Origin of the sequence: Adlercreutzia muris (genome assembly GCF_041223505.1) — a bacterium.
Lineage (GTDB): Bacteria > Actinomycetota > Coriobacteriia > Coriobacteriales > Eggerthellaceae > Adlercreutzia > Adlercreutzia muris.
Genome location: NZ_JBCLQK010000005.1, coordinates 223354 through 239597 on the forward strand (window position 1 = coordinate 223354; position 16244 = coordinate 239597).

Annotated in this window: 1 protein-coding gene and 1 pseudogene (1 of these 2 running past the window's edge); both read left to right on the forward strand. The window is 68.2% G+C overall.

Features of this window, described 5'->3' with window-relative positions; all coding sequences use genetic code 11:
* Positions 1–14237, forward strand: the end of a protein-coding gene (locus tag AAK988_RS06565; RefSeq protein WP_369880526.1) for an SdrD B-like domain-containing protein. 59755 nt of this gene lie to the left of the window's left edge; only the last 14237 of its 73992 coding nucleotides appear in the window; its start codon lies beyond the left edge, outside the window; the stop codon is at positions 14235–14237.
* Positions 14238–14467: 230 nt separating this feature from the next.
* A pseudogene (locus AAK988_RS06570) lies at positions 14468–16244 on the forward strand (hypothetical protein); the annotation flags it as partial.

Sequence of the window (16244 nt, forward strand, 5' to 3'; positions counted from 1 at the left end):
CCGTGGACGACGGCACCGGCAACGTGGGGCCGGCCCGTACCGACGGCTACGTCATCGTGGCCGCCGAGATTACCGATGATGCGGCCGCCAACACGCCGGCCGCCGGCCAGTACCAGATGACCAACAACGCCGCCGCCGCTTCCGGTGCCGCCTTCATCGGCGCTGAGGTGTTCTACAACGGCAAGCGCTACGACGTGCCCCGCTGCGTGGACGAGCCCCTCGCCGGCGGCGACGCGGGCCTCGTGGAGCTGCTGAAGGCCAACATCTCCGGCCGTGTGTGGGACGACCGCAACTACGACGGCCTCCAGGCCACCAAGACCGTGACCGTGGACGGCAAGGAGACCACCGTGGTGGACACCGACGCCGAGCCTGGCATCGAGGGCGAGGAGGTGCGCCTGTCCCAGTGGATGTACGTGCCCGTGGACAAGTGGGCGCAGTTCGTGGCCAACCACGAGGACCTCGTGCGTGCCTCCTTCGGCTACACCGCCGGCATCGAGGGCGCCGACGGCAACCCCGTGGCCTCCATCGCCCAGGGCGTGTGGATCCGCAATACCCAGTTCGGTGAGGAGCGCTACACGGCCCTCACCGAGCAGGACGAGAACGGCAACATCGTCCATAAGCCCTATATGACCGATTCCTGGTACCGCGGCGACGGCATCGTGGCCGTGAACACCCACGACGGCACCAAGACCACCGCGGCCGGCGACGCCATCGAGCGGGGCGTGTACCTGTTCGACAAGCTGCCCACCGTGGCCGTGGTGCAGAACGCCACCTACGACGAGTTCTACCTGGCGGCCTACCGCGTGGAGATCCCGTCTATGAACGTGACGACTGCCCGCGACACCGTGACCAGCACCGCCGATGACGCCTGGCTGCTCACGCGCCATCGCGCCACCCAGCAGCTGGACAAGGCCGACCTGGCCTCGGCCAAGCTGGATTCCGACGTGGCCAATTTGAACGCCTGGCCGGTGGAGGAGACCCGCGACGGCGCGGCCGGCAACATCGGCGTGGCCGGCGGCTTCATCGTGTCCCAGCAGAACGACGAGCTGGACACCGCCTCCGGCGAGCCCAAGGAGCGCCAGAACCACGGCCAGATCATCCTGGCCACCCTCGTGGGCGACGGCGAGAAGGGCAACGACAACACCACCGAGGACGTGGACCAGGGCAACAACATGTGGGACAACCAGGTCCAGTACGACTGGATGCTGGAGCTGCCCGACGGCACCGCCCTGCACCATGGCGGCGACGTGGGCGAGGTGCTGCCCCCGTACCAGACCATCACGGGCCGCGTGTGGAAGGACATGAACAACGACGGCCTCCAGGGCGACTACACCGACGAGAACGGCACCGTGGCCGCCGAGCCCGGCGTGAACGGCATCCAGGTGTCCCTGGAGCGCTACTACACCGTGGTGGGCGCCGATAACGGCTTTGTCTGGGACGACCAGTGGGCCGCCGCCTACCCGGCCGACTATAACGACACCGTGCAGGCGAAGACCTCGCCCATGAAGCCGGCCGTGGCGCTCGCGTGGAACAAGAACGACGGCACCTACAGCTACACGGCCGCCCCCTACGCCAATGTGGAGACCGCCACCGTGGCCGGCGTGGACGGCACCTACGAGTTCAAGAACTTGAAGAGCTCGGACGTGCGCGACGTGAACGGCGACGGCGTGGACGAGGTCGTCGTCTACGGCTACAAGGTGCGCGTCACCGACGAGGACTTCCGGGCCCGCCGCCTCTTGGCCGCCAACATTCACGAGGGCAGCGACTACACGGTGGACTCCGACCTCATCTACTCCGACGGCTATGTCATGGGCGCCGATGAGTACACGGTGCTCCTGAACACCGAGGAGACCGCCGACTACGTCCACGGCGCCCTGACCGACGGAGAGGGCAACGCCACCAACAGCGGCGCCGCGGCCGTGACCGTGGCCTCCCAGGGGGCCAACGTGGCCGTGGCCACCGCCTCCGGCAACCCGAACCAGAACACCGCCGACCGCTACGGGCGTATGCCCGCCGCGGCCGGCGATGGCGCCACCCTGCGCTACGACCGCGCCAAGGGCGCCGACCGCTCCTTCAACGACGCCGGCGTCATGGACGTGCCGAAGCACCATATCTCCGGCTATCTGTTCCACGATGCCAACTACAACGGCATCTACGACGTCGCCGGTGCGTCCGACCGCTTCACCGTGGGCGGCACCGAGTACACCGAGCGCGGCCTGGTGGGCAAGAAGGTCATCCTGAAGCAGTGGTACTTCGTGCCCGGCACCGCCGTCGACGCCGACGGCAACGGCACGGGCGGCCAGTGGGTTCAGGTGGCCGACTTCACCAACGTCGACGCCCCGGTGCCCCCGACCGGCGGCGACGGGGCCGATGGTGCCCTGGCCGCCTTCGTGGCCGCCGGTCTCCGCGCCGCGGCCGCTGCGGCCGCCGGTACGGTGGAGTGTTCCACCCGCACCGTGGCCGCCGATGCCCCCGGCACCGACGAGGGCCACTACGACGGCTTCTACTCCTTCGACAACCTGCCCGTGTACGTGGCCGTGAACGGTACCGAGTACCTGGCCGGCTACACCGTGGAGGTGGCCGGTGGCGACGGCGTGGCCACCAGCGAGACCCTGAATGTGCCCGTGACCCGCATCGAGGAGCGGGGCGATGCCCTGGCCGAAGACGAGCACGAGTCCACGGCCCAGGTCATCGGCACCCAGCTGCTGGAGAACGTGGGCGGCACGGTGACCTACACCGACGGCGCGGCCTCCATCGACACCTACGGCAACGCCAACTACCCGCTCGGCTGGCAGAACCTCACCGGCCAGGCGCCGCAGATGTTCGACAACGACGACGTGGCCCTGCACAACAACACCTCGAACTCCACCCTGGACGGCATGATCGTGCTGGCCGGCAACACCACCACCTACACCCAGGACGACAACTACAAGATCGACCAGGTGCGTGACGGCGTGAAGGTGTCCTTCGACATGGCCACGGGCCGCAGCGAGGAGAAGCTCTCCGGCGGCTACGGTTACTTCGGCACCACCGAGGTGGCCGGCACCCTGTGGTACGACGCCGACTTCGACGGCGTGCAGGAGATCGGCACCGATGGCGATGCCGCCCTGGCCGACACCGAGGTGCGCCTGGCCCAGTGGTTCTACCTGGACGGCTCGCTCGTGAACGTCACCGTGGACGGCAAGGTGGTGCCGCGCTTCCAGGCCGCCGCCGTGACCAACAACAAGGGCCAGGTGCTGCGGGCCGCCAAGACCTACGAGGACGTGGACGTGAACGACATCCACGGCATCGAGCTGGTGCGCGACGACGCCGACGCCGTGGTGGGCGCCTGGATCAAGAACCCCGCCTTCGGCGAGGAGGTCGTCGACAAGGTCACGGGTACGGTCACGGGCCGCACCGGCTTCTATGCCATGGACACCGACGCCGACGGCGCCTACCGCTTCCACGACGAGGACGGCGCGGCCGGCTCCACCGAGGGCCTGCTGCCCTACGTGCAGTTCGACGCCGAGGGCAACCCCTTGGCCGCCGGTGACCCGGCCGCCACCGACGACGTGCTGGCCCTGGCCTCCTACCGCGTGACGGTGCCCGAGGTGCCGGCCGGCCACGTGCTCACCGTGTACCACAGCGGCGTGGGCTCCTCCGACACCGACTCCGACGCCAAGCGCGACGTACGACGCTCGGCCGAGGTGGACGGCTACGACACGCCCATCGTCACGGCCTACCCGCAGTTCGCGGCGGCCGGCGAGCAGCCCGACGGCGGCTTTGCCGAGGACACCGGCTTCATCCTGACGGCCGACGCCTCCACCCTCGCCGACGGCTCCGTGCCCGCGAACACGCCCTACCGCGCCTCCATGGGCGGGGTGGACTACGATACGGCCTATCAGGTGGCCGCCCGCACGTCGGTGAACACCGGCCTGTTCCGCGTGCCCACCTCCCAGATCACCGGTATCGTGTGGAACGACACCGAGGCCGACGACAACACGGCCCCCAATGGCGTCCGCGATGCCGACGAGAAGGGCCTGGCCGGCGAAGTGGTGCTGGCCACCCAGTGGTACTACGTGCCCGCGACGAGCCCCATCTTCGATCAGATCGCCACCGGCGAGGCCGCCGGCATCGTGGAGTGGGTGGCCGCCGACGGCACCACCTCCACCGACGAGGCCGCCCCCGCCGGGGCCCAGGGCGCCTGGGTGCAGAACATCGGGTTCGGCTCCGACTGGGTGACCACCGAGCTGAAGTTCGTGAAGGATCCGGCCGACCTCACCGATCCGGGCCACTTCGAGCGCGTGCCCGTGGTGACCGGCGGCGAGAATCGCGCCGACGGCCGCGGCAAGGACGCCGTGGTGGCCGTGCGCACCTACGCCCAGGGCGCTGCGAGCAAGACCGCCGCCGACGGCACGCAGGTTCCCGTGGCCGACGGCGAGTACGTCTTCGACAACCTGCCCACGGCCGTGGTGGTCTACAACGACGCCACCGGCACCGACGAGTACTTCCTGGCCGCCTACCGCGTGGAGCTGGCCGCCGCGAAGAACTACCTGAAGTCCGACGGCACGCTGGCCGACCCGTGGCACATCACCGCGGTGAACGAGGGCACCGACCTCACGGTGGACTCCAACGCCACCGACGACGGCACCACCGGCCCGGCCGCCAATGCCGACGAGATCGGCCTGGCCGCCGCCGAGCCGGCCCGGGCCTACTACCACAGCTTCCCGGTCATCGAGCGCTACGCCGACAAGACCCTGCGCGCCAACGACGGCCAGGTCATCCTGGGCACCGTCCAGGCCGACAGCACCCAGGGCATCCCGGCCGCCTTCGCCGCCATCCCGGCGGGAAGCGCCATGGACACTGCGGGCGCGGCTACCTACCAGTGGACCCGCCCCGTGGCCACCGAGGAGGCCGGCGATGTGGGCGAGGTGGCCCCGGCCTACCGCGCCATCGGCGGTTACGTGTGGCGCGACAACGCCTACAAGGACGGCTGGTACTCCCGCACGCCCGGCACCTACCCCGACCCCGACGACCCGAGCGAGGACCTGACTCTGGAGGCGGCCGAGGAGGGTCGCGTGGGCACCACCATGTACCTGCGCCAGTGGTACTACGATCCCACCCGGGTGAACACCGCCGACAGCTTCAACGGCGACAACCACTGGTTCCCGGTGCGCGCCTACGACACCGACCGCGACCAGACCGGCTTCTACTTCGCCACCACCACGACCAAGGCCGCTGCCGACTTCGGCAAGGCCAACGACGGCTACTACGAGTTCGACGACCTGCCGGTGCGCGTGTTCGTGGACGGCAAGGAGTACCTGGCCGGCTACACCGTGGCCATCCGCGGCAACCTGTCGTTCACCCCGGGCAAGTACGAGATGTCTACCACGCACGATACCAGCGTGGATGACGCCGACCACGACCTGTGGAACTCCAAGGGCCAGTCCAACGTGAACGCCGGGCTGCCCCGCGAGTACCGCTTCGGCCTGGACACCTTCCCGCTCGTGCGCAGCGACGCGTACAGCTCCGACGGCGACATCCATACCCTGGACTCCATGCTGGTGCTGGCCGGCTCGACGACGGCCGACGCCGCCGGCGCCCGCGTGAGCGGTACCCAGTACCCCCTGGCGGCCTCGGGCAAGAACCACGAGGGAGACGCCGGCGCCACCGACGTGTCCTTCGATCTGACCTTCGGCAAGAACGAGACCCGCATCAACGGCGGCTACATCATGCCCCCCGCGGCGCCCATCACCGGCCGCATCTGGGACGACGCCAACTACAACGGCGTCCAGGACGAGGGAGAGAAAGGCATCGCCGGCGTGCGCATCCGCATCATCCAGTGGTACCTCGACACCGCCGACAAGAGCGGTGGGACCGACGGCACCTGGAAGCGCACCTATACCCTGGCGGCCGACGGCGTGACCCACGTGGACGTGCCGGCCACCACCTGCACCACCTCCAACGGCAAGCCCGTCTACGACGTGGACGGCACCACCATCATCCAGGATCTGCCGCTCGGCACCTACAAGAGCGAGGAGGTGCCCACGCGCTTCAGCAAGCCCGATGAGAGCACCGACACCGACTACCTGTGCGGCTACACCGTGGAGGTGGAATCGGTGTCGGCCGGCTACACGCTGACCCGCGCCCATGCCAACGGCGACGACGGAGTGGAAGCGGCCGAGGACTACACGGCCGACTCCGACCTGTTCCGCAACATGGGCGGCACCAACATCGACGGCGGCCAGTTCACGCTCGTGAACCGCGTGGCCGACAAGGCCGACGACGGCAGCACCCCCACCCGCGCCGACGGCATGGTCATCATCGCCCGCGAGAAGCACTCCACGTCCACCAACGACAAGACCCAGAAGACCTACAAGGGCGTCACCTACGACACCGATATGAACGTGCAGTCGGCCCAGGGCGGCGACGGCGGCCTTATCGCCGTGCCGACCGCCTCCATCAACGGCATTATGTGGGACGACTCCTATCAGGACACCTGGTCCGGCGATCTGCTGCTCGACCGTGCCGAGCGCGAGCGCTCCTACAACGGCATTCGCGACCATTGGGCCGAGAACGGCAAGACGGTCTACGAGGCCGGCCTGCCCGGGCGCACCGTGGCCCTGACCCAGTGGGCCTACGACCGCAATGCCCAGACCTGGACCCAGGTAAAGGGCTTCGGTGCCGAGGTGAAGTGGGAGTCGGTGACCGATGCCGACACCGGCACCACCTCCTGGCAGCAGACTCTGACCCCCAACAACAGCGGCGCCCGCACCGTGACCACCGGCCCGGTGGGCTACGACCGCGACGGCAAGACGGTGAGGACCGATCTGGACGCGGGCACCTACGGCTTCGACAAGCTGCCGAGCGCCATCGTGGGCATCGGCGCCGAGGCCTCTGCCCTGAAGATCGCCGCCGACCGCACCGTGGCCCTGGCAGGCGACACCTACGCGCTCGCCGGCTACCAGGTGGAGTTCGACGGCCTCGGCGCCGGCGGCTCCGATGCGGCCGACGGCGAGAACTGGCTGCTCACCCGCTACCATGTGGGCGAAGACGTCACGGTGGATTCCGATGCTGAGAACCTCGACCGCACCGGCGTAGCGCCCCTGACCGGCGGCGCGGGCCGCGTGGTGACCGACCGGGCCGAGGTTGTGGCCGAGGACGGCACCGTGGTCGCCGGCACCCGCACCGCCCAGGGCAACCTCGGTGGCAACGATAACGGCGGCCGCATCGTGCTGGCCAGCGAGGGCGTGAGCGACGGCGAGGGCAAGACCAAGCTGGCCGACCCGGCCGACTACGCGCGGGTGCCCCTGTCCCAGCTGCTGGCCGGCACGGCCGGCACGGCGGCCTACGACTGGCTGACCGTGGACACCGAGCGCGTGCTCGTGGACAGCTGGACCGATGAGGGCGGTCTCGAGCACGAGGTGTGGGATCGCTACAGCATCCCGCTGGCCGGCGGTTACGTGGGCGCCACCCATCCCACGCGCCAGTCCATCCGCGGCATCCTGTGGAACGACGCCAACAACAACGGCATCCAGGACACCTTCGTGGACGAGGAGACCGGCGCCCGCACCGACGAGGCTCCGATCAACGGCTACGCCGTGGCCCTGGAGCGCTACTGGTTCAACGGCACCGACTGGGTGCTCGACACCACGGCCTGGGCGCCCGACGGCACCAGCGAGGCCAAGGTCGTGACCGGCAAGGTGCTCGTGGAGGAGGATACGGACAAGACCGCGCTCACCCTCGATTTCAACGAGGAGCTGGTGGGCAACGACCTGTACCGCAACGGCACCTACAGCTTCGAGAACCTGGAGACCGCGGGCCTGCGCACCGTGGGCGGCACCACCCAGTGGGTCGTCTACGGCTACCAGGTGCGTGTCACCGAGGATTCCGTGGCGGATGCGGCCGACTTCAAGGCCAAGTACCAGGTGCGCGGCACCGCCGAGGCGCCCGTGGACTACCGTCACGACTCCGACCTGTCCGAGGACAACTACCTGGTGGACACCGATGGCAGCGAGATGATCGTGCTGCTGGAGACCGTGAACGCCGACGGCCAGACCCCCGACGGCCTGACCTCTCACGGCTCCAACATCGTGTACGCCCCGGCTTCCCACAACGCCGACCAGACGCCCAACTACGAGCGCGACGAGAACGGCGACGTGGTGACCGACGGTGAGGGCAACCCCGTGGTGGCCGAGCCGATGCGCAAGGGCGACCTGGTGGCCTACGACCTCATGATGGGCGCCAGCCGCGACCACAACGACGGCGGCATCATCATCCCGCCCACCTACGCCATCGACGGCTTCGTCTGGGAGGATGCCGACTACGACGGCCTGTACAACTACAACACCGAGGTGCGCAAGACGCTCACCAAGGACGGCAAGGAGGTCACCGAGGACTTCATCGAGTACGGCTACAACAACAAGCAGGTCATCCTGAAGCAGTGGCTGCTGGCCGCCGACGGCACCTGGGTGCAGAACGCCGACTTCGGCAACGACACCAACGTGAAGGCCGCCGACGTGACCACCCCGGGCAAGAACACCCTGAAGCCCGGCGAGACCGCCAACCTCACCCAGACCATCCCGGGCTCGAAGAACCTGGGCGGCGGCAAGGTGGCCGTGCTGACCGGTGCCCATCCGACCCTCGTCTCCGAGGGCAAGCTCGGCGGCAAGGCCGTGACCGGCTACTACCTCTTCGACAAGCTGCCCACGGCCTACCGCCAGTGGAACGCCGCGGCGAAGAAGTACGAGTACACCCTCGCGTCCTACACCGTGGAGGTGAACGGCGTGAAGGCCGACGACGGCATGGGCTCGCTGCTCGTGACCACCTTCGAGGCCCAGACCACGGCCCACGATGTCGTGAACTCCCGGGTGCAGCCCATGGTGACCGCCGAGGACAAGGACGCCGGCAACCCCGATGGCCTGGCCGAGGTGTGGAAGCACTACGAGAACAACAACTACCCGGTGTTCCTCGACGAGCCGAACATCCAGACCGCCGACGAGGCCCACAGCGACGGCGCCTGCACCCTGCCCGCGGGCACCTGCACCACGGTGGAAGGCGAGATCGCCAAGAACGCCGCCGACTGGCGCATCGTGCTGGCCGGCGCCTCCGACGATGCCAGCCTGGCGGCCCAGAAGGCCGTCTTCCCCTGGTCCGAGGAGCGCGTGAAGACCGACGAGAACGGCAAGCCGGTCTACGACGCCGACGGCAACCCCGTTAAGGAAACGGTCGCGGGCGAGAACGGCTACGACTTCGCCGCGGGCCAGAACCAGGCCTCCATGAACGCCGGCTTCGTGCCGCCGGACCGCTCCAGCTTGGTGGGCCAGGCCTGGTACGACGAGGACTACGACGGCGTGAACGACTCCGACACCTCCGACGACCGCTTCGACACCGAGGACAGCGACAAGACCGAGGAGGGCGTGGAGAACTTGCGCGTCATCCTCACCCAGTACTACTTCGTGCCCGAGTACGACCGCGGCCACCAGCTGCTGGAGGACGAGGACGGCAACGTCTTCTACGAGAACGAGGACGGCGACCTGCGCCTGGTGGACGGCAAGGGCGGCAACATCGTCGTGGGTGCCGACGGCAAGGTGTACCTGGTGCGCTCTGGCCGCACCTACGACTACGATGCCCTGCGCAAGGCCCATGTCCGCGTGCTGCGCGACTCCGGCGTGTGGGTGGAGAACACCAACCTGGCCGGCGGTTACCAGTACCAGGACGGCGCCGACGAGCCCGACGAGGGCGAGGGCGGCGAGCCTACCGACCCGGAGAACCCGGGCGAGCCTACCGATCCCGAGGCCGGCGGAGAGGCCGGCGAGGGCGAGGGCGGCGAGCCCGCGGCCCGGCGCGTGGTGCCCGCGGCGGTGCCCGTGAGTGCGGCGGCCCTGGCCGACGGCGAGGGTGACGGCAACACCCAGGTGACCGACCCCGGCGACCCGAGCTGCACCCACGACAACCGCACCGCGACCGCCAACAACGACGGCACCCATACGGTGACCTGCGATAACCCGGCCTGCACCTATACCGAGGCCAACGTTGCGTGCTCCGACGGCGACGGCGACGATTGTTGCGACGCCTGCGGCGCGTGCCTGCACAACGGCGCGGTGGCCACCGACAACGGCGACGGCACCCATGATGTGGCGTGCGACAGCTGCAACACGGTGCTCGCCGACGATGCGCCCCACGTGGACGATGACGCCGACCAGGTCTGCGATGTCTGCAAGGCCTCGCTGGCCACGGCTCCCGCCTGCGACCATGTGGGCAAGGGCCTCGCCTACAAGGACAACCTGGACAACACCCATACGGCGACCTGCGCCGGCTGCGGGGCCGTGGTGGACGCCGCGGCGGCCCACCGCGATGCCGATGGCGCCGACGGCAAGGGCGACGGCAAGTGCGACGACTGCGGCGGCGTGGTCATCGAGGCTCACCAGCTGTGGACCCTCACCAACGCGGAGGGCATCTACGAGTTCAACAACCTGCCCGGTTACGTGCTCGTGGACGGCGACGTGGTCACCGCCTCCAAGCCCGCCGACATGACCAAGGTCTACCAGCCCTACGGTGTGCCCAACGCCAACGGCACGGCGCTGTCCACCTCCGACCTGAAGGTGCTGCACGCCCGCCCGGTGTCGGTGAATATGATCGCGTCGCTGTCGGCCGAGGACATCAAGTCCCTGTCCGGCGAGCAGATGAAGCTCATCCAGGCCGACGCCGAGCTGAAGGCCGCCTACGACGACCGCATGCAGGCACTGGCCGATGCCGACCCGAACTTCACCATGGCCACCCCGTACCTGACCGGCTACGCCATCAAGGTGGTGGACGACTCCGGCGAGTACGTGGCCAGCCGCTTCCACGTGGACGGTGCCGGCACGGGCAACAACTCCGACCTCACCTCCTTCGAGTCGTCGCTCACCGACAACGTGAACGATGCCGACAAGGCCAACGAGGTGTACGCCGTGGTGGCCGAGCAGGTGGATGAGGATGCCGATATGAACGGCAGCCTGCTGGCCAGCGCCTATGCCATCACCTACATGGAGAACGACTACGACCTCGCGAACCGCATGTACTACAAGCGCGCCTTCGACGCCGGCCTGACCAAGCGCCTGCCGGTGCTCATCGATGGCGACGTGTGGAACGACGAGAACTCCGACGGCCTCATGACCGAGGGCGAGGCGGGCATCGAGGGCGCCGTGATCCGTCTGGTGCGCTACTGGTACGACGATGCCGGCATGGGCTACTGGGAGAACGCCGCTGGCGACGGCAGCTACAAGAACTCCGGCCTCACGAAGGACGAGTACAAGGCCATCGAGGCCATGGCCCCGGCCTACGTGGAGGACGAGGACGACGCGGTGGCTGATCCCGCGGCCGCGGCCCAGGCCATGATCGACTGGCTCGGTGCCATCGGCGCCGACCTGGATAACGCCACGGCCGCCGACCGCGAGACGGTGTACCGCGCGGCCCTGAACAAGCTCAACGTGTTCGAGGCCACCCAGGGCACCTCCCTCAACAGCTACACCGAGGGGGCCGACAACAAGCGGGTCATCCGCGAGGCCTTCGACGCCTGCATCGACAAGATCGGCGAGGCCACGCCGGAAGGGGAGAAGGGCGTCTGGCGCCGCGACTACAGCTTCTCCCAGGCCGACCTGGCCGAGCTCACCGGCGTCCACGACCTGTCCAAGGACGGGCTGGGCGAGCACACCTACCTGCCGCTGACCGAGGAGGAGGCCCTGGCCGTGGCCCCGGCCGACGAGGTGCGCGAGCAGTGGGTGAGCGAGGACAAGGACGGCAACGACCAGTACTTCAAGTACGTGCCCGGCTCCGGCTTCGCCACCACCGACGAGAACGGCCGCTGGGAGTTCATGGCCTACGGCACCGGCACCCACCGCTCCGGCGAGAACACCGCCGAGTTCAAGGTGCTGTTCGCCTACAAGGCCGAAGTGGTGAGCTATCCCGAGCCCGAGGCCTACGCGCCCACCCTGCAGCACGTGGACGCCGAGGTGGACGACACCATCAACTCCGACTTCGACGAGAAGTTCGGCTCCCTGCGCCCGAACATTCCCGACGCCGCCGGCCACAAGGGCGACTACACCCTGCCCATCGATCCGGCCGACGCCGCCAGCGAGGGCCTCATCGTGCTGACCACCCTGGCCGATGCGACGGAGTCCGACTCCTCCAAGACCCAGGGCGCCTACGCCACCTTCGACTCGCAGGTCAACCGCGACCCGGAGGGCTGCGACCACGAGGACGGCAACGGCGACGGCTTCTGCGACGCCTGCAAGGAGTGCATGCACGGGAAGGTGGACGGCTTCTGCACCGAGCCGGGTTGCGACCATGCCAGCGACTGCTGCCCGGCCCAGGCCGGCACCGAGTGCGAGCACGTGGACGGCGACCTGGACAACCGCTGCGATCTGTGCGGCGACTGCCTGGCGAACCACGACGACCGCGCCGTGGCCGACGTTGACGGCGACGGCCTGTGCGACACCTGCTCGGTGTGCCTGCACGAGAAGGACGGCGACGGCTTCTGCACCGAGACCGGCTGCACCCACGCCGACTGCACGGTGCGCGCGGCGACCGAGGCCGCCTTCCTCACCACGCTCTACCAGGGCGACAGGCCGGTGGCCCGCATTACCGTGACCGACACCTTGAAGAGCGAGGTGCTGGCCTGGATCGAGGAGGCCCTGCTGGCCGACCTGGACGAGCTGTACGAGGCGCACCCCGACTACCACGAGGCCATCTTCGGCAAGCAGAAGATGCTCGGCGGTAAGCCGGTGTACCTGGGCCCCGACGGCCGCGAGACCACCGATGCCACCGCCGCCGACGGCACGGCTAACGCGCCGGTCTACGATGGCACGGGCGACCACGACCTGTACGAGGCCTACCAGGCCCGCCGCATGGAGCTCGAGGGCGACAACATGTGGTCCGACATCAACTGGTTCAGCTCGCTGCACCACGGCTACGGCCTGTTCCGCATCGCCCAGGCCCACATCGCCGGCGTGGTGTGGCGCGACGACAACTACGATGGCATCCAGGATGCCGGCGAGACCGGCCGCATCGCGGGCGTGCCCGTGAGCCTGAAGCGCTACTGGTACTCCGCCGACGGCTGGCAGCTGGACGAGACCTTCAGCCAGACGGTGACCTCGGACGCCGACGGCCGCTGGATCTTCGACAACCTGGACGTGGCCGGCAAGCGCATGGTGGACGGCAAGGAAACCTACGTGCTCTACGGCTTCGAGGTGACCGTGGACGACCTGCCGGCGGGTTATGGCGTGACCCACATGAACAAGGGCACCCACGAGACCGACTCCGACCTGAACGAGGACACCAAGCTCCTCGATCCGGCCGATCCCCACGGCGGCCTCATCGTGCTGGCCTCCCCGTCGGATCGCTCCGACCTGGTCGGCAACGGCGCAGCCTACCTGGCCGGCCCGGGCGGCACCACCTGGGTCATCTCCATGGGCGTCGATTCCGACTTCAACGACACGGGCCTGGTGCCCTACGCCCTGGCCACCATCGCCGGCATCGCCTTCGACGATCCGGAGGCCGACGGTCTGCAGGACGAGACCGCCGAGCCGGTGCCCGGCCTGATGGTGTACTTGGAGCGCAAGACCCTGGGCGATACGGCGGCGGTCGGCTTCAACGGCGCCTCCTACAAGCCCACGGCCCTGGCGGCCATCAAGGGCCAGACCGTGGAGGGCGGCGACGGCTGGACCGAGGTGGCCTCCCAGGAGACCAACGCCGACGGCGCCTACCGCTTCGAGGGGCTGCCCATGGTGGACGGCGCCAACACGCCCTACATCTACCGAGTGCGCGCCACCATGCCGGACGGCAAGGACTTCGTGCCCATCGAGGTGGGCAACGACGACAACAACGATTCCGACTGGGGCGAGGCCGCCGGCTCGGTGCTCGGCACGGGCAAGGTGGGCATCACCCCGGCCATGGCGGTGCTCGGCTCCTTCACCGAGGTGCGCACCACCCCCAACGCCTATGGCCACAAGTTCAACCTGCTGGCGCCCTACAACTGGACGCCCGAGGTGGACCGCTCCGTGGACCTCGGCATGACCGGCAGCGACGACGACTGGAACACCATCGTGGTCACCACCCCGTGGGGCACGAACCTGTTCTACCTGAAGCTGCCCCAGACCGGCGACGAGCTCATGCCCTGGCTGTTCGGCCTCACCCTGCTGGGTGCCGCGGCCCTGCTGCTCGTCCTCATCAGCCGCCGCAAGGATGAGGAGGAGGACGAAGAAGGGGAGGAGGAGTAAGAAGAGGCCGCGGGAGAGACGTCCCTAACGGCTCCGATCGGAAGGAGGGGCCCTCTCCGGAGGGCCCCGGTCAAAAGGGATGACAAGCGCCCCTCGCCACTGGCGGGGGGCGCATCTTGGCATCGGGGACAAGAAGGGTATATAATGCGCTGTTATCTACAGCTTGGTAACGGAAGCGCAACGGGACGGCGAAGGGGCCGTGCCGGCGCCCGCGATAAGAGAGCCAGGAGATGACCGCCATGAAGCAGCAGCATCGGTTCCTCCGCAGCGCATTGGCCGCTGTGCTCGCCTGGGGCCTGATGGTCCCGGCCGGCGCCGCCTACGCCGACGGGGAAAATACCGCTACCCCCCCCCTAAGTTCTGAGAACAGTTCCGGCGAAGGGGCGTTCGACGGGCCCCTCGTCGACGCGGGTGCCGAGCCATTAGATCAAACACCGCAGGACGGGACCGCCTCCCAAGCAGAGGGCGTTCTGCAAGCCGTGACGACGGCCGGCCAATACCTGCAGCGGGCCGCGACGGCCGCCCGCGATGCCTCGGATGCGGCCACTCCCGCTGGCGATCCCGTACCCAGCGATGGCGGGTGGGTCACGCCGGCGGGCTGCCAGCTTCAGATCAGCGGCGGCACCGACGGCACCGACTATTCCTTCGCCGATGGTATCTTGCACATTCTCAGCTCAAAGCCCCTCACGGTGAAGATGGCCGACGGCGTGACCACGACGGCTCAGACGATCCAGATCGATGCCGGCGTGCATGCCGACCTCACCCTGGCCGGCGTGACCATCCAGAGCACCACCTCGGCGCCCATCAACATGGTCAACAATGTGAAGGATATTGCCGACAACGACGGAAAAGCGCCGGAGAACCAGCGCAAGGCCGCCACCGCCGACGAGATCCGTCGCAAGACCATGCTGCACCTAACGCTCGCGAGCGGCACGAGCAACATCCTCGAGTCAACGGTAAGCGCCAACAGTGGCTGGCCCGGCATTCGCTGCGGTTGGGGATCGGTGCTCGTCATCGATGACGAGGTGCGCAACCTCGACACGTCGAATAACATCGTAACTCCCGTCAACGGTCTCATCGGCTCGGATGTGACCCTCATCGGGGGACAGAAGCTCTCGGCGGGAAGCGCTCCCACCGAGATGGATGCGAAGAACCCTGGGGAACTGACAGCTGTTGGCCGCGGCCAGTCGGCTGGCATCGGCGGCGGCCCCAAGGAGAACAGCGGCACCATTATCATCAACGGCGGCCGCATTACCGCCACCTCTACGAGCAACAACCTCTCCTATTCCAACGGTGCCGGCATCGGAGGCGGAGCGGGCGGCTCCGGAACCGTCATCACCATCAACGGAGGCCGTATCAAGGCCACGGCGGGCTATTGCGGATCGGGTATTGGGTCGGGTCTTGGCTACTACACGACAAGCACCAATATGGACTGCACCGCAAAGGGCGATGCGATCGATATCCTGAAGAAGGAAGAGAATTCCCACGGCTACAGCTTCATCGATACCGTGACAACCGAGTTCAACACCGGTGACGTGCAATATCCCGGCTTGGAGAACTACCATACCGTTGCGGGCGATATCACCCTGAATAGCGGGTTCGTCGATGCCCACAACGGCGGTCACGGCAACGCCTTCGGCCAGAGCTGCGGCCACGGCCCCGCCTCGAACAAGAACCACATCATCCGCGTGACCGGCGGAACGCTCCTGGCGACCGTCACCTACGGCAGCGGCCCTCCGCGCCTCCTCGAGATCGGCGCCCGCCTCGGCTACACCCTTATCACTGGCGGCTCGGTGCGCGTCAGCAACGTGAATATGTTCCAAGGCTTCGGCGACACCGCCTACAACACCCAGGGGGTGGAGACCTGGGACGACGTGGTGCGCATTGCCGGGGGAGACCCGAACGATCCCGTTGCGGCCAACCGGAAGTACCTGCCCGACACCGACAAGGTGCAGATGCTCACCATCGACCTGTCGAGCGAGTTCGACAAGGGCGCCACCGATGCCG